We start from the raw sequence: 19597 nt of genomic DNA, 5'->3' as shown, positions 1-19597 counted from the left end.
GGCATAAAGAATCATTCCCGGGGGAAGCACAGGCAATGACTGCCGCCGACAGCCATGACGTCATCGAGGTCCGCGGGGCCAGGGAGAACAACCTCGCGGACGTGTCGCTCGACATCCCCAAACGCCGCCTGACCGTCTTCACCGGCGTGTCCGGTTCCGGCAAGTCCTCGCTGGTCTTCGGCACGATCGCGGCCGAGTCCCAGCGCATGATCAACGAGACCTACACCGCGTTCCTGCAGTCGTTCATGCCCTCGATCGGCCGCCCGGACGTCGACGGGCTGCGCAACCTCAGCGCGGCGATCATCGTCGACCAGGAGCGGATGGGCGCGAACTCCCGCTCGACCGTCGGCACCGCCACCGACGCCCACACGATGCTGCGGATCGTGTTCAGCCGCCTCGGTCAGCCGCACGTCGGCACGTCCGGCGCGTTCAGCTTCAACCTGCCCGAGGGCATGTGCCCGTCCTGCGAGGGCCTGGGCAAGGTCACCACGATCGACGTCGACGCGTTCGTCGACCGCTCGAAGTCGCTCAACGAGGGCGCGATCGACGCACCGAACTACGGCGTCGACACCTGGTACTGGCGGGTCCTCGCGCACTCGGGCCTCTACTCCCCCGACAAGCCGATCGCGTCGTTCACCGAGCAGGAGCTGCACGACCTCCTGCACAAACCGACGACGAAGATCGACATCGGCGGCACCAACGTCACCTACGAGGGCCTGGTCGTGAAGCTGCAGCGCACGATCCTCGCCAAGGACCGCGAGTCGATGCAGCCGCACGTGCGCGCGTTCGTCGACCGCGCGGTCACGTTCGCCGTCTGCCCGGACTGCCACGGCGCCCGGCTGAACTCCGCGGCGCTGGAATCACGCATCAACGGCCTGAACATCGCGGACTGCTGCGCGATGCAGATCAGCGACCTGGCGAAGTTCGTGCGCTCGCTCGACGACCCGTCGGTGGCACCGCTGCTGGCCACGTTGCGCGGCACCCTCGACTCGCTCGTCGAGATCGGCCTGGGCTACCTCTCGCTCGACCGCGAGTCCTCGACGCTGTCCGGCGGCGAGTCGCAACGGGTGAAGATGGTGCGGCACCTGGGTTCCTCGCTCACCGACATCACCTACGTGTTCGACGAACCGACCGTCGGCCTGCACCCGCACGACATCCAGCGCATGAACGACCTGCTGCTGCGGTTGCGCGACAAGGGCAACACCGTCCTGGTCGTCGAGCACAAGCCCGAGACCATCGCCATCGCGGACCACGTCGTCGACCTCGGCCCCGGCGCCGGCGTCAACGGCGGCCACCTCTGCTACTCCGGCGACGTCGCCGGCCTCCGCTCCTCCGGCACCCTCACCGGCCGCCACCTCGACCACCGCGCCAAGCTGCGGTCCGAGTTCCGCTCCCCCAAGGGGTTCCTGACCATCTCCGGCGCGTCGCAGAACAACCTGCGCGACGTCACGGTCGACATCCCGCTCGGGGTGCTGACCGTCGTCACCGGCGTGGCGGGCTCCGGCAAGTCCTCGCTCATCCACGGCTCACTGCGCACACGACCCGGCGTCGTGACCGTCGACCAGTCACCGATCCGCGGCTCGCGGCGGTCCAACCCCGCCACCTACACCGGCCTGCTCGACTCGGTCCGCACCGCCTTCGCCAAGGCCAACGGTGTCAAGGCAGCGCTGTTCAGCGCCAACTCCGAAGGCGCCTGCACCCACTGCAAGGGCATCGGCCTCGTCTACACCGACCTCGCGATGATGGCCGGCGTCGCCACCGTGTGCGAGAAGTGCGAGGGCAAGCGGTTCACCCCCGAGGTGCTGCGCTACACGTTGCGGGGCAAGAACATCAGCGACGTGCTCGCCATGCCGGTCGCCGAGGCCCGCGACTTCTTCACGTCCGGCCAGGCCCACACCGTGCTGTCCCGGCTGCACGACGTCGGCCTGTCCTACCTCTCCCTCGGCCAGCCGCTCACCACCCTGTCCGGCGGCGAACGGCAACGCTTGAAACTCGCCATCCACATGGCTGAGAAGGCGGCGACCTACGTGCTGGACGAACCGACCTCGGGCCTGCACCTCGCCGACGTCGACCAGCTGCTCGGCCTGCTCGACCAGCTCATCGACGCCGGCAACACCGTGGTCGTCATCGAGCACCACCTGGCCGTCATGGCGCACGCCGACTGGATCATCGACATGGGTCCCGGCGCGGGGCACGACGGCGGGCAGGTCGTGTTCACCGGCACGCCCGGCGACCTGGTCGCCAACTCCGGCACGCTCACCGCGCAGCACCTCAGGGAGTACCTCGCATGAGCCTGCTGACAGTCCGCGAGGTCACCCCGCTGACCCCGCGCATGACCCGCGTGACGTTCACCGGTGACGGCCTCGCCGACCTCGGCACCTGGCCCGACCAGCAGCTCAAGCTGTTGTTCCCCAAGCCCGGCGGCACGGCGCTGGTCTCCGAGGACACCGACACCGGCACCTGGTACCTGGCCTACCTCGCCATCCCCGAGGAGGCACGGCCGTGGATGCGCAGCTTCACCGTGCGCGCGTTGGCCGGCGGCGTGCTGACCGTCGACTTCGTGCTGCACGGCGACCACGGTCCGGCGGCACGGTGGGCGGCGACCGCGAAACCCGGCGACGTGATCGGGCGGTTCGGGCCGTCCCGCGACTACGCCCGGCCGCTCGGTTCCGCCGGGCTGCTGGTGTTCGCGGGTGACGAGACCGCGTTGCCCGCGATCGGGTCGTTGCTGGAGATCTTGGCTCCAGAACAGGACTTTCTCGCCTTCGTCGAGGTCGAGGACCCCGCGGAGGAACAGGACCTCCCCGGCGTGCGGTGGGTCCACCGCAGTGCCGGAGAAGATCTGGTGTCCGTCGTGACGCAGGTCGAGGTGCCCGTCTCGGTGTGGGTGTGGCTGGGCGGGGAGGCCTCGGCGGTCCGGTTGCTGCGCAGGCACTTCGTCGACCTCGGAGTGTCCAAGGAGGACATCGAGTTCGCCGGCTACTGGCGACGCGCGCTCACCCAGGACGATGCCCCGACCGCCGACGACCTCGCCGAAGCGCAGGAACGGACCGCCGCACTCAACGAGTGACCTCGCGGAACTCGAGCAGGTGGCGCTGCGAAGTCAGTTCGACGACCTGGTCGAGCACCAGCCCGGCCGCCGCCGCCACCTGCTCCAGCTCCTCCACCCGCCGTTCCCGGCCGCCGAAGTGGACCAGCATGACCAGGTCCATCTCGGTGCCGGCGCTCAACCCGCCGACCGCCTCCACGACGAGCACGCGGCCGTCGTCCGGCATCGCCTCGACGCAACGCCGCAGGACGCGTTCGGCGTGCTCGTCGTCCCAGTCGTGCAGGACGTCGAACAACAGGTAGGCGTCACCGGACGGCAACGGGTCGAAGAAGCTGCCCACCGTGGCCTGCGCACGGTCGCCCAGCGGCTCGAACGCCTTGCGCGCCTCGGTCACGTCGAGGTCGACCAGGTGCCCGCTGACCCGCGGGTGCGCGGCCAGGATCGCGGCGAGCTGCCGGCCGGGACCTCCGCCGACGTCGACGATCCTGCCGAACCGGGCCCAGTCGAACCCGGCGACGACCTGCGGCAGCTGCTCACGGATCCGGAACGCCATCTGCTCGTCGAACGCCCGCCGCAGGTGCGGGTGCTCGTCCAGGTCGGACCAGAAGTCCTGCCCGTAGCGCAGCGGGTAAGCGGGCTCGCCGGTCGTGACGCTGTGCTGCAGGTCGATGAACGCCAGGTCGGCGCGGCCGGCGGCGGTGCTCGCGTCGAGCAGGTTCGCCAGGCCGTTGTCCGCGTCCCGGCGCAGGTGCGCGCCGAACGGCGTGGTGCGGTAGCCGTCGCCGGTGCGTTCCAGCACGCCGAGCGTGACCAGGTGACCGAGCAGCAGGTCCAGGCCCAGCGGGGAGATGTCGAGGCCGGCGGCGAGCTGGTCGGCGGTGCCCGGCTCGGTCAGCAGGTCCGGCAGGCCGAGGTTCACCGCGACCCGCAGGGCCATCGGGGTGACGAGGCCGGCCATCCGCCAGAGCGCTTGTACGTCGTTTTCGTGTGCCACGAAGATCCACGCTTCCACCGGGGTCAACTTGTTTTTAGTTGACACTGAAGCAATAGCGTGGAACGACTGCACGGTTCGGCGCTTACCGTGTGTGCATGAGGACCAACTGGGCCGGCAACGTCACGTTCTCCGCGGCCTCGGTCGTCTCGCCGGAGTCGGCCGACGACCTGCGAGCCGTGGTGCGCGGTGCCGCCGCCGTGCACGTCGTCGGGACCGGGCACTCGTTCAGCACGGTCGCCGACACGACCGGCACGCTGGTGTCGCTCGCGGCGATGCCCGACGAGTTCGAGGTGAGCGGGCCGACCGTGCGGGTGAGCGCCGGCATGACCCTTGCACAGCTGGCCCCGCGGCTGGAGGCGGCCGGTCTGGCGCTGCACACCATGCCGTCGTTGCCGCACATCACCGTGGCGGGCGCGGTCACGACGGCCACGCACGGGTCCGGTGCCCGTTCGCTGGCCGGTGCGGTGCGCGCGGTCGAGGTGATGCGCGCCGACGGGTCCGTGGTGTCGCTGACCTCGCCGGGCGCGGTGGTGTCGCTGGGCGGGCTGGGCGTGGTCACGGCGGTCGAGCTGGACGTGGTGCCGTCGTTCCAGGTGGCGCAGACGGTGTACGAGGACGTGGCGTGGACGACGTTGCTCGGGTCGCTGGAGCAGGTCTTCGACGGCGCGTACAGCGTGAGCGCGTTCATCGACTGGCAGGGCGGTGCGACGCTGTGGGTGAAGCACCGGGTGGGTGATCCCGAGTTCCCCTTCCCCGGCCGCAGGGCGGACGGGCCGCGGCACCCGGTGGTGGGTCAGCCGCCGTCGCGGTGCACGGTGCAGGACGGCGTGCCGGGGCCGTGGCACGAGCGGCTGCCGCACTTCCGGGCCGAGTTCACCCCGTCGGTGGGTGCGGAGCTGCAGACCGAGTACTTCGTGCCGCGCACCCGTGCGGTGACGGCGTTGCGGGCGCTGGCGGAGATGTCGACGGTGATCTCGCCGCTGGTGCAGGCCTGCGAGATCCGCACGATCTCCGCCGAGCCGCAGTGGCTGAGCCCCGCCTGCGACCGGGACAGCCTGGCGATCCACTTCACCTGGGTGCCGGACCCGGCGCGGGTGCTGGAGCTGTTGCCGCGGCTGGAGGAGGCGATCGCGCCGCGGCCGCACTGGGGCAAGCTCTTCACCGTGCCGGCGCCGTTGCTGGCCGCCCGCTACCCGAAGTGGGACGACTTCCGGGCGCTGCTGCGCGAGCACGACCCGAAGGGCGTGTTCCGCAACGCGTTCCTCGACAGCTACCTGGGGTCGACGGCGTCGAGCTGACGCCGCAGCAGGTCGGCCTCCGAGCCCCGCAACCTGGTGAGCAGCCGCCGTGCCTCGTCCCAGGCGGCGAACGCGCGGTCGTAGTCGCGGTCCTGGAACGCCCCGGCGAGCCCGATCAGCGCCCGCACCTCCCCCGCCCGGTCGCCCAGGCCGCGGAACGTCGTCAGCGCGCCCTCGAACGCCGCCACCGCGAGGTCCACGTCGCCGCTGTCGAGCTGCAGGTTGCCCTGGGCCTCGCGCAGCCGTGCCCTGGACCGCCGGTCGGCCGGGTCCAGGGTGGTGAGCACGGCTTCCAGCTCGTCGTTGGCGGCGTCGGTGCCGTGGGCCTCGCGCTGCACCTGGGAGAGCTCGACGGCGATGTCCACGACGTCGCCGGAGGACACGAGCGTGAGGGCCTGGCGCAGGTGATCGGCGGCGGCCTCGTACTGGCGGGCCTGGGTGTGCAGGTAGGCGAGCTGGCGCAGGGCGGTCACCCGGTCATCGGTGGTCAGCCGCTGCGACTCGAGGGCGAGGTTCAGCAGGTCGAGCGCCTCGGCGAACTCACCGCGGTCGACGCGCAGCGAGCCCAGCTCGAACGCCAGCTCCGCCGCCAGCACCGCGTCGGTGGCGCCGAGGACCGCCCGTGCGTTCTCGAACTTGGCCGTGGCGACCTCGTAGTCGCCGGTGAGCAACGCGATCCGGGCGAGGTCGCGGTGCACGAGCGCGTGGTCGCGTGGGCTCGCCTCGGAGCCCAGCGCCAGGTCGAAGTCGGTGACCGCGGCGGTGAAGTCACCGGAGTCGCGGTGGATCGCGCCGAGCAGCCGGTAGGCCTGGTGCGCCTGCGCGGACTGGCGCGGCACCCGGTTGAGCACGGTCTGCAGGTCGTCGCGGGCGTCATCGAGCCGGCCGAGCTCGTGGGCGATCCGGCCGCGCAGCAGCAGCGAGTCGACCGGCCGCCCGGTGCTGCCGACCGCACGGGTGGCGAGCGCGAAGGCAGCCTCGACGTTTCCTCGCCCTCGGAGCACGGACGCCGCGGCGACCAGCACCCGTTCCCACCGCACCCCACCGCCCGGCAGCAGCCCGGCGACGGTGACGGCCAGGTCGGCGGCACCGTCCGAGGTGTAGACCAGCCGGACCGACACGAGCTGACGCGGCCCGTCCGCGTCGGCCTCCACCACCGCGACGACCAGCCGGCCGCTGTCGAGCTGCGCCTGGTCGAGGATCTCCTGGATGCCCGCCGACGGCCGCGCGGGCGGGTCGACGACCACGAAGTGCCGCGCCATCGACAGCTCGGCCAGCCGCCCCCGCACCGCCCGCACGCCCAGCCTCGCCAGCTCCTCGGTCAGCCCGATGGCGCGCTCGGACGTGCCGTGCACCAGCACGTCGTAGCGGTATCCCTGGCCTTGTGAGCGATTGCTGCGTTCACGTGCGGCGGAGACATAGGTGTCACGGTTGGACACGAGCACGTCCGCGTCCGCCAGGCCGTGCGCGAGCAACGCCGCGATGTTGTCCATGTAGTAGGACACGGTGTCCGGGTTGCCGCTGCGTTCGTCGATGACCGCGATCTCCTCGCCGAAACTCCAGTACGGCAGGTACGGCACGGTGGTGCGTTCGACCAGCCCCAGCTCCGGCTCGGCGTCACCGTTGTCCGCGGGCATCCAGCTGGAGTACAGGTCCGCGAACCTCTCCGCGAGCACCGACCGCCACGACCGCGCCCGCTCGTACTCCTCCCGCCCGTCGAACCGGGACGCCACCGGCAGGAAGAGCAACCCGGCCCGGTCGTACGGCAGCTTGTCGCGCGCCACCGCCGCCCTGCGCGCGACGTCCAGCGTGCCGTCGAGGTTCTGCTGGTTCGGCGCCACGCACAACACCAGCACCTTCGGCAGCTGCGCCGTGCAAATCCCGCCGATGTCGGTGATGCCGGTGCGCGAGTCGATGAGCACGTAGTCGTACTCCGCCAGCCACTCCTGCCGGATCTTCTCGAACCGCCACCCGAGGTCGTGCCGCGCGAACAGCTCCGGCCACGACAACGCCTGCGCCCGGTCCGCGTACGTCTCGTCCATCCGCCCGGCCGCCAGCAACGCGAGCCCGTCGGTGTCCGGCACCGCCACCGCGCTCACCGCGTCCTGCCACTCCACCTCACCCGCCACCACCTCCACCAGCCCCTTCTGCGGCACCCCGTCGAGGTAGGGCCGGAAGTACTCGTGCAACCCCGGCGCGTCGAGGTCGAAGTCGACGCACAGCACCCGGTTGCCCCACCGCGCGAGCTGCACGGCGACGTTGACCAGGCAGAACGAACGGCCGACACCGCCCTTGTACGAGTAGAAGGTGACGATCACGCCGATCACAACCTCGGCAACGGGCCGGGAGGCAGCCCTGGTTTCAGCGGCGGCCGCACCACACGCCACTCGGGGTTCCACGGTGGCACTTCCTCGATGCGTTTCGCCACCTCTTCGGCAAACTGCTGCACAGCCGTGTAGAAGTGCTCGTACTGCGCCGACCGGCTGTACACCTCATACGCCAACGGCTTGTTCCACGGCGTGAAGTCCCTCAGCAGCGTCGACTGCGCCTCAGCGGGAAAGTGCTGCCCATCCGCATACCTGACCGCCAGGATCAGGTGCCGCGGGTGGTCCGTGGTGCCATACCCGAGCGCCCGGTGCCGCTCCCACATGCTCTCCCACTCAGCCAGGCACCAGGCAGACCGGAAGTACGGCGGCGACAACACGGCCACCATGACCTTCGACCGCAACAACGCCCGCTCCAGGCTGTCCGGCCAGCTCGTGCCGCCGTCCTGGTCCCAGTCCACGAAGATCCGCGGCTCGTCGGCCATCTCGTTGCCCAGCCACTCGCGCAGGGCCCGGTAGAAGTGCTCCCGGACCCACACGTCGCCACCGCCGTTGCGCGTGTAGCTCAGGAAGACGTCCCACTCGTAGCCCACGGCTTCCGATCGTGATCTCTGGGAGGCGCTTCACAAAACGGCGTCACCCTTCTGGCGCAACGAACCTCGTTGCCACCTCGGGTGGCATCGAGGTGCGGCCCGCAGCGCCGCTCCCGGTGGAGGGAGGCGCTGCGGAGTGCATTCGTGACGCACTGGCGCGAACGTTAGCCCGCCACTGCCGCCTCACCCCTGCGCCGCAACGCCTCCAGCTCCTCGTCCGAGAACCCGTAAGTGGTCACCACCGTCATCTTCGCGCTGCTGACCAGCAGCCCCGGCCCCCACTCCTCCACCACCACACCACGCTGGTTCGCCGACTCGAAGAACGTCTTCCCGTCCACGTCGAACGCGACCTCCGCCGGCCAGAACAACGTCCGCCGCGCCTGCCCCGGGTGGAACTCGTGCGCGAACTTCAGCTGGTGCAGGAACGTGATCCAGCCCTCGGTGATGTCGTCGTAGTACTCGTCCCACTCCGGCGTCGTGCCCTTGGGCGCACGCGTGCACACCACCCGCGTGCCGCCGTCGGCGGCGGACAGCTCGAACGTGTCGTGGCCGTGCAGGACCAGCGTGGTGCCGTCCTCCCGCGCGTTCTGGAAGTAGATGTGGTCGATCTCCGCATCCAGCTCCGGGAGGTCCCAGCCGTGCCAGTGCCGGATCTTCTCCTTCTCGCGGAACGACCGCCACACCTCCTCGACCGGTGCGGCCACGGTGATCTCGATCCGGACGCCTTCATCGCTCATCGGAACCTCCTGGATGCCCCAGCGCGACCACCCGGTAGGGGCGGCCTGATTCGGTGTCGTACCTCAACGCGAGCTGCCGCACCGCTTCGGCGAGGTCGCTGGTGAACTCGTGGACGGCTCCCGGCTCGCCGAAGCGGACGGTGGTCTCGACGGTGAACGTGAGCAAGCGCTTTCCGGTGTCCGCGGCCGCGCCGGACATCCGTTCGACCTCGCGGGCCGTGTCCTGCGCGACCGACACGAGGTGCGTCGCGGCGAACTGGTCCTGCACGTCGGCCGCGATCTCCCGGCCCGGCCGGGCGCGCAGCACGCGTTCGACGCAGCCGCGGCGCTGGCGTTGTTCGACCAGCTCGACGAGTCCTGCCTGCTCCAGGGCGCGCACGTGGTAGTTGACGCGCTGCCTGGGCAGCTGCAGGGCGGCCGCGAGCTGGGTCGCCGAGGCGGGTGACTTCAGCAGCTCCAGCAGTGAGCGGCGTAGCGGGGAGAGCTCCACGCCCAGCACGGTCTCATTTGACAAAATCATTTGTCAATACCGGAACAGGACCGGAAACAGGCAAGTTCGTTGACGGTTGCAACAAACCGGCTCCACCCTGTGACCGTGAGAACCCCCCTGCTGGTGGCAGCGTTGGCAGCAGCAGCGATCGTTCCGGTGTGGACGGTCGCGGCGCAGGCCGACGTGGTGCCAGGAACCGCTTATCAAGTGACGAACGTCGGTAGCGGGAAATGCGTGGAGTCGCTGGGATCGGCGAACGGCGCGCAGCTCCGGCAACAGGCCTGCTCTGGTCAGACGTGGAAGTTCACGCCCACGAGCGATGGCTATTACACGGTCGGTGAAGGTGCTGTCTGGGACGTCTCGAACGTGTCCACCGCGGACGGCGCGGCGATCCACATGTGGCAGTCCTTCAGTGCGAACAACCAGCAGTGGCGCGCGGAACAGGTGGGTACCGACACCTACCGGTTCGTCAGCCGCCACAGCGGCAAGTGCCTGGACGTGCCTGGCGCGACCGCGAACGACGTCCAGCTGGTCCAGTACACCTGCAACGGGACCAACGCGCAGCTCTTCCGGCTCACCTCCGGCAATCCGAACCCCGGCCAGCCGGACTTCGGCCCGAACGTCCTGGTCTTCGACCCGTCGATGCCCGCGAGCACCATTCAGGCGCGGCTCGACGAGGTCTTCCGGCAGCAGGAAGAGGGGCAGTACGACGCCCGCCGGTACGCCATCATGTTCAAGCCCGGCAACTACAACGTCGACGTCAACATCGGCTTCTTCACCCAGGTCCTCGGCCTGGGCCTGCTGCCGGACGGCGTGACGATCAACGGCCAGGTGCACGTCGAGGCCGACTGGTTCCAGGGCAACGCGACGCACAACTTCTGGCGTGGCGCGGAGAACCTCGCGGTGCGCCCGCCGAGCGGCACCAACACGTGGGCCGTCTCGCAGGCCTCCGCGATGCGCCGCACCAAGGTCTACGGCAACATGCAGCTCGACGACGGCGGCTGGTCCAGCGGCGGCTTCCTCGCCGACTCCGTGGTGACGGGCCAGGTCCGCTCCGGTTCGCAGCAGCAGTGGCTGTCGCGCAACACCGAGTGGGGCTCGTGGACCGGCGAGAACTGGAACATGGTCTTCGTCGGTGCGCGCAACGCCCCGCAGACCTCGTTCCCGGAACCGCCGTACACGAACGTCGCGCAGACGCCCGTGATCCGGGAGAAGCCGTTCCTCAACGTCGACGGCTCCGGCAGCTACAACGTGTTCGTCCCCGCGCTGCGCAGCAACACCAGCGGCACCACGTGGGCGACCGGGCAGCAGCAGGGCACCAACATCCCGCTGTCGCAGTTCTTCATCGCCAAGCCGGGCACCTCGGCCGCGACGATGAACCAGCAGCTCGCCGCCGGCAAGCACCTGCTGCTCACGCCGGGCGTCCACCAGGTCGGCGAGCCGATCCGGGTCACCCGCCCGGACACCGTGGTCATGGGCCTCGGACTCGCGACCGTCATGCCCACCAACGGGAACATGGCGATCGACGTGGCCGATGTGGACGGTGTGAAGATCGCCGGCCTGCTGATCGACGCGGCCCCGGCCAACTCCCCGCTGCTGATGCAGATCGGCGCGCCCGGCAGCACCGCGCGCCACCAGGCCAACCCGACCTCGGTGCACGACCTGTACGTGCGCATCGGCGGCTCGGCCATCGGCAGGGCCACCACGTCACTGGTGGTCAACAGCCACGACGTGATCGGCGACCACCTCTGGCTGTGGCGCGGCGACCACTCCTACGGCGTCGGCTGGGACGTGAACACGGCGGACACCGGGCTCATCGTCAACGGCAACAACGTGACGATGTACGGCCTGTTCGTCGAGCACTACCAGAAGTACCAAACCATCTGGAACGGCCAGGGCGGCCGGACGTACTTCTACCAGAACGAAATGCCTTACGAGGCACCGAACCAGGCGGCGTGGATGAACGGTTCCACACGCGGCTACGCGGCGTACAAGGTGGCCAACCACGTCACCTCGCACGAGGCGTGGGGCCTGGGCAGCTACATCTACATGCGCTACAACGCGAGCGTCACGGCCGACCGTGCGTTCGAGGTCCCGGACAACCCCGGGGTCAGGCTCCACAGCATGGTGACGGTGTCGTTGGGCGGCAACGGAACCATCCAGCGGATCGTCAACAACTCCGGCGGTACGGCAACAGCCGGGTCAACCGAGGCCTACCTGGCGCACTACCCGTGATCCTCCGCTGAGCGGAGCTCCACCACGCGTCCCCGTACTCCCGGTCCGCACGGCCGGAAGTGCGGGGACGCCTGTGTCACCTCAGCCGTTTCGGCTTGTTGATCTTCATCTCGTCCATGTCGGTGACCTTGGCCTTGAGCCCCTGGAAGTCGACGCCCAGCTCGTCGAGCGCCGTGGACGCGCGCCGCAGTCCCGCCTCGTCCGGCTTCTCCGCCGCTGTGAGGATCACCCGGTAGCTGAAGAAGTCGAGCTTCTCGTCGAACGTCAGCGCGCCCTCCTCGGTGAAGCCGCCGCTGCGCAGGAAGTCGAAGCCCTGGAGCTGCTCCCGCAGGTGTGCGCGCTGGTCTTCGGTGAGGTCGGCGAAGCGGCCGCGGACGAGGACTCGGTAGGTGTGTTCAGCCACGAGGGAACATCGTGCAGGAACGCCCCGCGCTCTGGCCAACGATTTCCGCGGTGGGGAAGAATCGCGGTTCATGAACGCAAAGGACCTGGTCACGCGCATCCGGACGGAGCTGCATCCCGGTGAGCACGACAACCTCGTGGTCAAGCTGATCGAGACCGGCGAAGCGCCGCGCGCTGTGATCGCGACGTTCGCCGCCGAGGAGAACCACATCGTCTCGTCGGACTGGCGAACATTCCTCGCACTGGCGGCGAAGGCGGAGGAACCCGACGCGCGGGCGTTCTTCACGCTTCTGGCAGGCGGCGAGGAGCTGGTGCTGCCGATGCTGGAGCCGCTGGCGCGCGCGGCCGGCATGCCGGCCAAGGACTTCCACGCCTACGAACCCTTCCCCGGCTGCCAGGCCTACCCCGCCTACCAGGCGTGGATGGCGGTCAACGGCGAGCCGACGGACGTGATCCTGGCGATCCTCGCGAACTTCACCGCGTGGGGCGGCTACTGCGCGCGGATGGCGAAGGGCCTGCGCGAACACTACGGCTTCGACGACGAGGCCTGCGCGTTCGTCGACTTCTTCGCAACCCCCGCACCCCAGCTGGAGGAGCGGGCGGTCGCGGCGATCCAGGCGGCGCTCGACGCGGGCTGGCAGCCTGGGCACGCGTGGCGCTACGGCCGGCTGCTGCAGGCCTACGAGCTGCAGTTCTGGTCGACGCTGGCGTGACGACCGGGCGTGGTTCCCGTTGCCGTGCCGCGGCAACGGGAACCACGCCTCACACCTCGTCCGGGACGTGCACCCATCCTTTGCACTCCTCCCCCGCCACCTCGACCCTGGGCAACGGCACGAACACCCAGTCGTCGACCCCGTCGTACCCGTGCCTGATGACCGAGCGGTGGATCTGGTCAGACACCACCAGCACCAGCGGCGCCGTGGTCTGCTCGAGCGCCGACGCCGTGAGCAGACCGGTCGCGATGTCGATGTCCTCCCCGAACCACCCGAGGTCGTCGCACGTGACGTCACCGGGGTGGATCACGAGCCTGAGCCGCAGCGGGTAGTACTGCCCGGCGTTGCGCTCGTCGAGGAGCGCCTTCATCTTCGGCACGAGCCTGGTCAGCAACCAGGTCTTCGGAATCCTGTCCGTCGGGTGGACCAGCACGATCAGCCAGTCGCCGCGGTCGACGTACCGGTCCCGCAGGTCAGCGGTCACCCCGCTGTCCACCAGGGCCTGCTCGACGAGCGCGATCATGGCCGCGCGCAGCCGCCCCTTCACCGAGTTGCCGCAGGCCTGCGACGGCGCCATGCCTACAGCGAGGATCGTGCGCTGACACGGTTGTATCGAGGGGGTACTCATGGCTCCCCGCCTCCTGACCTTCGAAGCGTGCGGAGGTTCGGGCACTGGTGATGGTCACCCGGTAGAGCGATGTACTTCAGTTAACTTCAGTTGATCTAGGGTTTATGTCTATAGTTGAGAGTAGGGCTCAACTGAAGTCCGAGCAATAGCTTGGAAGATTGCCACATACACACCATCGGGTTACTGAACCCGGCTGTAATGGTGGCCTGACACCCGGCGATGAACCAGTGTTGCCAGCTCCTTGCACTGAAGTTCAGCTGAAGGACGTGATGGCGTGACCTCCGCGGAACCGGCACTCCAGCTCGCGCGGCGACTCCGGTCGCTGCGCACCAGGGGCTGGCCTGGTAAGCCCATCACCCAGGAGCAGCTGGCGGAGGCGTTCAAGGTCAGCGTCCCCCTGATCTCGTCGTGGGAGCACAAGCGGAACCCGGTGGTGCCTCCAGAGCAGCGACTGGAGGCCTACGCCACCTTCTTCGCCACGAGCCGATCGGTCGAGAGGCAGCCGTACCGGGTGCTGGCCTCCCTGAGCGACGAGGAACAGGCGGCCAGGGAGGCTCTGCTCGCCGAACTGATCGTGCTGCGCACCCGTGCGCTGGGCGAGTCACCTGCCGAGAACGTGCCACCCGACGCGGACAACCTGTGGCGGCTGCCTCCCCACGAAGACATCACCATCGTGTGTTCCAAGCTGCCCGAACGCCTGCGCACACAGCTCCCCGGGGCAGGTCCGGAAGACCCCGACTACGTCGAGCTCTACCAGTACTCGGACCTGGACTCCCTGTTCGAACTGCACGGCCACATCCGTGCGATGAACCCGACCAACACCGTGCGCGTACGTCCAGGAGCAGGGATTCTCACGGCCGACGAGAGCTCCAGCCACCTGGTGCTGCTGGGTGGTGTCGACTGGAACCAGATCACCGCCGAACTCCTGCACCGCATCGACCTGCCGATACGCCAGCAACAGCGTCCCGACGACACGGACGTGAGCGGGTTCGAGGTCGACGACGACGTGGAGGTCAAGACGTTCCTGCCGAAGTTGCGCAAGGTCGGCAACAGCCAGGTGCTCGAGGAGGACGTCGCGCTCTTCTACCGGTCGCGCAACCCCTTCAACCAGAAGCGCACCGTCACCATGTGCAACGGCGCCTTCTCCCGCGGAGTGCTCGGAGCTGTCCGTGCGCTGACCGACGCCCGGTTCCGCGACCGCAACACCGCCCACGCCCGGAGCCGGTTCGCCGGCCTGGACTCGTTCAGCATCCTCAGCCGGGTGCCCGTCCTGCAGGGCACGGTGATCACGCCGGACTGGACCAGCGACGACCACCTCCTGCACGAATGGTCAGCGTGATCCTGTGAAGAACGCCACCAGGGTCCGCTCCGAACACCACCACGGTTCACACCGCGGTCTGCTCGTCGCGCCGAGACCCACGCCTCCCGCACAGGTGCAGGCGATCATCGTGCCCACCATCCGCCCACCGCGCGCCGTACAGCACGCGATCGACCTGGCAGCGGCGCTCGGCTGCGTCCTGGTGGCTTTGTGCAGCACGAATGACACGTCCACCGTCGGAGTGGTGCGACGGGCGGCGGCGGCGGGCGTGGAGGCGCTGGCGATCGACGTGGACGATCTCCCACCGAGACTCCTGCCCGAGTTCGAGACGTGTGCCCGGCTGAAGGGCACCAGGTTCGAACCGCGGAGCGATCTCAGCCTGAAGCGCAACCTCGGGCTCTTGCTGGCGCGAGTGGCGAAGTGGGAACGGATCGTCTTCCTGGACGACGACATCGAGATTCCCGACCCGTCCGACCTCGGCAAGGCGGCAGCGCTCACCGACGACCACGCCGGAGTCGGCTTGAAGATCGAGGGGTACCCCGACAACTCGGTCGTCTGCCACGCCTACCGCGAGGCGGGCGGCGCACAGGACATGTTCGTCGGCGGCGGCGCGATGGCGGTGCACGCCGGTACGACGTCCTCGTTCTTCCCCGACATCTACAACGAGGACTGGTTCTTCCTGCTCGGCGACCGGAAGCTGCGCAGGACCACGGTCATCGGCACTGCCGTCCAGAAGCCGTACGACCCGTTCAACGTCGAAGAGCGGGCCAGGGCGGAGGAGTTCGGCGATGTTCTCGCGGAAGGGCTCTTCTGGCTGCTGGACGAGGGCAGGCCGTTGCAGCACGCGGACGCCCGCTACTGGAGCCAGTACCTGGTGAAGCGGAAGAAGTTCATCCTCGAGACGATGGAACTGACGAAGAGCACCGAGATGCTTCCCGACCGCAAGGCCAAGAAGCTCCGCTCGCTGACAGCGGCTCTGGGCCGTTCCCGGTTCATCCAGCCGAAGTGGTGCGAGGAGTACGTGGACGCCTGGCGGAAGGACCGGTCGGCCTGGCAGAAGCACCTCGACCACCACCAGCAGCACGCGCCACGCGAGAGCGACCTCGGCAAGGTGATCGCCCACCTGGGCCTCACGCACATCACCACGTACTTCTAACGGCCGAGCGCCTTCACCATCACGTCGCAGATCTCCACGTCGCGGTGCCCGTTCTCGTCGGCTGGCGAGTAGCACTCGACCGGCGAGTAGCCCCAGTCCTGGTAGCCCAGTCGAAGGTAGAGCTTGGCCGCGGCGGTGTTGTTCACCTCGACGGCCAGTGCCACCTCGCCGTGCCCGCGGTCGGCCAGCAGCCGCTCGGCCTCGCCGATCAGGCTGGTCCCGACGCCCTGCCTGCGGTGGTCGCGGTGGATCTCCAGGTGGGTGACCAGCGGCGTTCCCGGCAGGTGTGCGCGGATCTCGGGCTCCTCGGCCTCCTCCAGCCAGAGGTAGACGTTGCCGATCACCAGATCGTCGAGCCACGCCGTGAGCAGCACTCCCCTGCCTTCCGACTGCCGGTCGAGGCGGTCGGCGAAGTAGCGGTCCTGCCCGAGCCGTTCGGCCAGCGAACCGAGGTCTTCGGGTCGCGCCGGCCTGATGGTCAAGTCGCCCATGTCATCCGTCTACCACATTTCCGAACCGAATCAGTTGTTCCACCGCCCCGAGATGCTGTCCACAATGGACTTGCGGACTGGACGTGCGAAGTCGACGGTTCATTGACAAAAACCGGACACGTCAGGGGGAATCGCGTTCCAGCAGGTAGCTTGCCTGCAGGAGTGCACCTGTCAGGACAGGATCAAGGTGACGATCGAAGCGACCGACATCGTTGTCGTGCTGACGGCCTTGGAGAGCGAGTACGCCGCGGTCAGGGACCACCTCGAAGGCCCCGCCGTGCGTCGCCACGCCACCGGCACGCGGTTCGAGGTCGGCCGGATCCGCGGTGGCACCGGGCGGGTGGCGCTGGCGAACGCGGGGGCGGGCAACCAGCCGGCGGCGGTGCTGGCCGAGCGGGCGATCGCGGAGTTCCGGCCGCGAGCGGTGTTCTTCGCCGGGATCGCGGGAGCGTTGCACGACGACCTGGATCTGGGGGCCGTGGTCGTGGCCACGAAGGTCTACGGGTACCACGGCGGGTTCGAGGGTGAGAACGGCTTCGGGGCGCGGCCGCAGGCGTGGGAGGCCGACCACGAGCTGGAGCAGATCGCGCGCTCGGTCAGCCGGGACGGGCGGTGGCGGTTGCCGACCGCGCCCAGGGTGCACTTCCGGCCGATCGCGGCCGGTGCGGTCGTGCTGAACTCGCGAATCACGCCGTCGGCGCAGGTCCTGCGGGAGCACTACTCGGACGCGGCCGCCGTCGAGCTGGAGAGCGCGGGCACGGCGAAGGCGGCGCACCTGAACCGGGCGCCGTTCCTGGCGGTGCGCGGCATCAGCGACAAGGCAGACGGGCGCAAGCACGAGACCGACCGCGCCGGGTGGCAGTCGGTCGCGGCCGGCAACGCGGCGGCGTTCACGATCGCCGTCGCCACCGAGCTGTTCGCCTCGGCGCCCCCGAGCACCACCACGCTGACGTTGCGCCGGCCGGTGGAGCTCGCCTGGCGCACCGATCTCACCGGCACGAGCTCGGCGGTCGAGCGTTGCGCCGTCGAAGTGCACCTCGTGCCGATGGACGAGTACGGGCGGTTGGAGACACACGCGCTGGAACGGCTGCAGGAGCTGTTCGGCACGCACGGTCGCAGGCACGCGTTCTTCACCGACACCGACCGGCTGACCTCGGACCGCACGGAGCACGCCGCGTGGGTGCGGTCGGCGCCCAACCCCGACGGTCACCGCGGGCTCGCCGTGCACCGCACCGGTCAGCGCTGCGCGTGGTCGCCGTTGCGGTACAACGCCCACGGGTCCGTGCTCGACCGCACCGCGCTGGGCGCGCAGGTCGAACGGTCGGTGCGGCTGCTCGCCGAGCTGTCCGGCCTCCCGGCGCCGGCCGAGGTCGTCGTCGCCGCCGGGCTGGAACCGGCCGCCGGGCTGACCGAGCACGGGACGGGCGGGGTCTGCACGGCGGCGCGGATCAGGGTGCTGTCGGGCGACGCGGTGCCGTTCCACACGCTGCTGACCCGTCCGCAGGAGGCGGCGGACGAGATCACGAGCCGGCTGCACCTGGCGTTCCGGCAGGACTGCTGAGGTGGTTCCGCCGCCGGGGGACGACGGCGGAACCACCGGCGGCGGCTACCTGGGCAGGTAGGCCCGGTGCTGCTTGGAGAACTCGTAGTTGTTGAACTTGTCCCAGTTGATCGACCACGTCATGAGGCCGCGCAGGTTCGGGTACACGCCCTTCGGCTTGTAGCTGCCGCACCCGGTGCCCTTGGTGAGGCAGTTCAAAGCGGTGTGGACGTCCGCGACGGAGGTGAACCCGTTGCCCGCGTTGACCGAGGCGGGCAGGCCGATCGCGACCTGTTCCTGGCGCAGCGGTGCGAAGAACTTGGTCGAGTCACCGCGCACCGGGAACCCGGCGAGCACCATGTCCGCCATCGAGATGTGGAAGTCGGGGCCGCCCATGAAGTGGTACTGGTTGTCCAGGCCCATGATCGGGCCCGAGTTGTAGTGCTGGACGTGCAGCAGCGTCAGGTCGTTGCGCATCGCCTCGATCACCGGCAGGTAGGCGCCGGTGCGGGAGTCGCCGCCGCCCGCGCCGCCGTAGAACTGGTAGCCGACCTGCACGAAGAACGTCTCCGGTGCCATCGTGAGCACGAAGTTGGCTCCGTAGCGGGACTTCAGCGACTTCAGCGCGGAGATCAGGTTGACGATCACCGGCGTGGTCGGGTTCTTGAAGTCGACGTCACCGGCGTTCAGCGACAGCGAGTGGCCCTCGAAGTCGACGTCGAGGCCGTTCAGGCCGAACTTGTCGATGATCGCCGACGCCGAGCGCACGAACGCGTCGCGGGCCGCGGTCGTCTCCAGGCGCACCTGACCGTTCTGGCCGCCGATGGAGATCAGGACCTTCTTGCCCTTCTGCTGCTGGGCCTTGATCCCCGCGATGAACTCGGCCTCGGACTCGACGTTCGGGCACTCCGCGACCGGGCACTGGGCGAACCGGAGCTCGCCGCTGGTGGCGCTGGTCGACTCGGCGAACGACAGGTTGATCACGTCCCACTCGTCCGGCACGTCACGCATCCGGATGTAGCCGGAGCCGTTGGCGAAGCTCGCGTGCAGGTAACCGACGAGGACCTTGCGCGGCAGCGAACCCGTGGGAGGCGGACCGGTCGTGGTCGTCGTCGTAGTAGTGGTCGTGGTGGTCGTCGTAGTGGTGGTGGTCGTGGTCGGCGAGGTGCCGCCGCCCGTGCACGCCGCACCGTTGATGGTGCAGTTCTGCGGGTCCGCGGTGCCGCTCACGTTGAAGCCGAACGTGACGCTCGCGCCGGGGGCCACCGAGCCGTTGTACTCGCGGTTGACGAACGTGTGGTGGTTGCCGCTCTTGGTGAGCAACGAGTCCCAGTACGCGCCGACGCTCGTGCCCGCCGGGTAGTCGAACTCGACCTTCCAGGAGCTGATGGCCGCGCTGGTCTCGTTCTTGACCGTGACCGTCGCGGTGTAGCCGGTGGCCCAGGACTGCTTGGCGAACGTCGCCGTGACTCCGGCGGCGCTGGCAGGGGCGAGGCTCACGATCACGGTGCCGAGCACCAGTGCCGCCACCGCGGCTATTCGAGCGAACAACGTCATGGCTGCTCCATCCCTCACGCGTGGCGGCCGGCAGGGGGTCCACCCCGAATTGGACTAGACCATCTATCGGAA

Annotated in this window: 17 protein-coding genes; 8 read left to right on the top strand and 9 right to left on the bottom strand. The window is 69.2% G+C overall.

What is annotated here, in order from left to right; translation table 11 throughout:
- The first annotated feature begins 35 nt into the window (after nt 1–35).
- Both BBK82_RS29290 and BBK82_RS29285 read left to right on the top strand, forming a co-directional pair.
- Nucleotides 36–2291 (top strand): ATP-binding cassette domain-containing protein, encoded by a 2256-nt coding sequence (locus BBK82_RS29290; protein ID WP_065917875.1) that lies wholly within the window; start codon nt 36–38, stop codon nt 2289–2291.
- Entirely contained in the window at nt 2288–3070 is a 783-nt protein-coding gene (locus BBK82_RS29285; RefSeq protein WP_065917874.1) for a siderophore-interacting protein, read from the top strand. Before BBK82_RS29290 ends, BBK82_RS29285 begins: the two co-directional genes overlap by 4 nt.
- Here BBK82_RS29285 and BBK82_RS29280 read toward each other — a convergent pair.
- Entirely contained in the window at nt 3060–4043 is a 984-nt protein-coding gene (locus BBK82_RS29280) for an acetylserotonin O-methyltransferase (protein WP_237047641.1), read from the bottom strand. The genes BBK82_RS29285 and BBK82_RS29280 overlap by 11 nt on opposite strands.
- 95 nt (nt 4044–4138) lie before the next feature.
- Here BBK82_RS29280 and BBK82_RS29275 point away from each other — a divergent pair, with 95 nt between their 5' ends.
- A complete protein-coding gene (locus BBK82_RS29275) occupies nt 4139–5341 on the top strand; it encodes an FAD-binding protein (protein WP_065917873.1) in 1203 nt (400 codons plus the stop codon).
- Here the strand turns inward: BBK82_RS29275 and BBK82_RS29270 are convergent.
- From BBK82_RS29270 to BBK82_RS29255, 4 genes are all read right to left on the bottom strand, one after another.
- On the bottom strand, nt 5314–7659 hold the full coding sequence (locus BBK82_RS29270; RefSeq protein WP_170067980.1) for a KGGVGR-motif variant AAA ATPase: 2346 nt from the start codon (nt 7657–7659) through the stop codon (nt 5314–5316). The two genes, BBK82_RS29275 and BBK82_RS29270, sit on opposite strands and share 28 nt — an antisense overlap.
- Before the next feature lie 5 nt (nt 7660–7664).
- The gene (locus BBK82_RS29265; protein ID WP_065917871.1) at nt 7665–8258 is read right to left on the bottom strand and encodes a toll/interleukin-1 receptor domain-containing protein; all 594 of its coding nucleotides are present in this window, start codon (nt 8256–8258) and stop codon (nt 7665–7667) included.
- Between the two features lie 164 nt (nt 8259–8422).
- The gene (locus tag BBK82_RS29260; RefSeq protein ID WP_065917870.1) at nt 8423–8995 is read right to left on the bottom strand and encodes an SRPBCC family protein; all 573 of its coding nucleotides are present in this window, start codon (nt 8993–8995) and stop codon (nt 8423–8425) included.
- Entirely contained in the window at nt 8985–9515 is a 531-nt protein-coding gene (locus BBK82_RS29255; RefSeq protein ID WP_065917869.1) for an ArsR/SmtB family transcription factor, read from the bottom strand. The genes BBK82_RS29260 and BBK82_RS29255 overlap by 11 nt, the downstream gene beginning before the upstream one ends.
- Before the next feature lie 75 nt (nt 9516–9590).
- On the opposite strand from BBK82_RS29255, the gene BBK82_RS29250 reads away from it, so the two are divergent.
- A complete protein-coding gene (locus BBK82_RS29250) occupies nt 9591–11720 on the top strand; it encodes an RICIN domain-containing protein (protein ID WP_237047640.1) in 2130 nt (709 codons plus the stop codon).
- Nucleotides 11721–11796: 76 nt separating this feature from the next.
- Here BBK82_RS29250 and BBK82_RS29245 read toward each other — a convergent pair whose 3' ends face one another.
- Nucleotides 11797–12123: a DUF6204 family protein gene (locus BBK82_RS29245; RefSeq protein WP_065917868.1), complete on the bottom strand. Its 327-nt coding sequence runs from the start codon at nt 12121–12123 to the stop codon at nt 11797–11799.
- A 70-nt stretch (nt 12124–12193) separates the two neighbouring features.
- Between BBK82_RS29245 and BBK82_RS29240 the strand changes: the two genes are divergently transcribed.
- A complete protein-coding gene (locus BBK82_RS29240; protein WP_083268224.1) occupies nt 12194–12835 on the top strand; it encodes a thiaminase II/PqqC family protein in 642 nt (213 codons plus the stop codon).
- A gap of 49 nt (nt 12836–12884) precedes the next feature.
- Here BBK82_RS29240 and BBK82_RS29235 read toward each other — a convergent pair whose 3' ends face one another.
- The gene (locus tag BBK82_RS29235; RefSeq protein ID WP_083268223.1) at nt 12885–13412 is read right to left on the bottom strand and encodes a hypothetical protein; all 528 of its coding nucleotides are present in this window, start codon (nt 13410–13412) and stop codon (nt 12885–12887) included.
- 325 nt (nt 13413–13737) lie between these two features.
- Here BBK82_RS29235 and BBK82_RS29230 point away from each other — a divergent pair, with 325 nt between their 5' ends.
- Nucleotides 13738–14802 (top strand): helix-turn-helix domain-containing protein, encoded by a 1065-nt coding sequence (locus BBK82_RS29230; RefSeq protein ID WP_065917866.1) that lies wholly within the window; start codon nt 13738–13740, stop codon nt 14800–14802.
- 4 nt (nt 14803–14806) lie between these two features.
- Nucleotides 14807–15937 carry a hypothetical protein gene (locus BBK82_RS29225; RefSeq protein ID WP_065917865.1) on the top strand — a complete coding sequence of 377 codons (1131 nt, stop codon included), beginning with the start codon at nt 14807–14809 and terminating at the stop codon, nt 15935–15937.
- Here BBK82_RS29225 and BBK82_RS29220 read toward each other — a convergent pair.
- Nucleotides 15934–16428 carry a GNAT family N-acetyltransferase gene (locus BBK82_RS29220; protein WP_065917864.1) on the bottom strand — a complete coding sequence of 165 codons (495 nt, stop codon included), beginning with the start codon at nt 16426–16428 and terminating at the stop codon, nt 15934–15936. The genes BBK82_RS29225 and BBK82_RS29220 overlap by 4 nt on opposite strands.
- A gap of 187 nt (nt 16429–16615) precedes the next feature.
- Here BBK82_RS29220 and BBK82_RS29215 point away from each other — a divergent pair, with 187 nt between their 5' ends.
- The gene (locus BBK82_RS29215) at nt 16616–17989 is read left to right on the top strand and encodes a 5'-methylthioadenosine/S-adenosylhomocysteine nucleosidase family protein (RefSeq protein ID WP_065917863.1); all 1374 of its coding nucleotides are present in this window, start codon (nt 16616–16618) and stop codon (nt 17987–17989) included.
- 45 nt (nt 17990–18034) lie between these two features.
- Here BBK82_RS29215 and BBK82_RS29210 read toward each other — a convergent pair whose 3' ends face one another.
- Entirely contained in the window at nt 18035–19525 is a 1491-nt protein-coding gene (locus BBK82_RS29210) for a chitinase (protein WP_065917862.1), read from the bottom strand.
- Nucleotides 19526–19597 lie beyond the last annotated feature (72 nt).

The sequence above is a fragment of the Lentzea guizhouensis genome, from assembly GCF_001701025.1.
GTDB lineage: Bacteria > Actinomycetota > Actinomycetes > Mycobacteriales > Pseudonocardiaceae > Lentzea > Lentzea guizhouensis.
This window is presented reverse-complemented; position numbering and strand designations above follow the sequence as displayed.

Coding starts and splice junctions, on each gene's coding strand:
- BBK82_RS29255 (WP_065917869.1), bottom strand. CDS start 9,515: ATGATTTTGTCAAATGAGACCGTGCTGGGCGTGGAGCTCTCCCCGCTA.
- BBK82_RS29235 (WP_083268223.1), bottom strand. CDS start 13,412: ATGGCGCCGTCGCAGGCCTGCGGCAACTCGGTGAAGGGGCGGCTGCGC.
- BBK82_RS29275 (WP_065917873.1), top strand. CDS start 4,139: ATGAGGACCAACTGGGCCGGCAACGTCACGTTCTCCGCGGCCTCGGTC.
- BBK82_RS29240 (WP_083268224.1), top strand. CDS start 12,194: ATGAACGCAAAGGACCTGGTCACGCGCATCCGGACGGAGCTGCATCCC.
- BBK82_RS29220 (WP_065917864.1), bottom strand. CDS start 16,428: ATGGGCGACTTGACCATCAGGCCGGCGCGACCCGAAGACCTCGGTTCG.
- BBK82_RS29285 (WP_065917874.1), top strand. CDS start 2,288: ATGAGCCTGCTGACAGTCCGCGAGGTCACCCCGCTGACCCCGCGCATG.
- BBK82_RS29260 (WP_065917870.1), bottom strand. CDS start 8,995: ATGAGCGATGAAGGCGTCCGGATCGAGATCACCGTGGCCGCACCGGTC.
- BBK82_RS29210 (WP_065917862.1), bottom strand. CDS start 19,525: ATGACGTTGTTCGCTCGAATAGCCGCGGTGGCGGCACTGGTGCTCGGC.
- BBK82_RS29290 (WP_065917875.1), top strand. CDS start 36: ATGACTGCCGCCGACAGCCATGACGTCATCGAGGTCCGCGGGGCCAGG.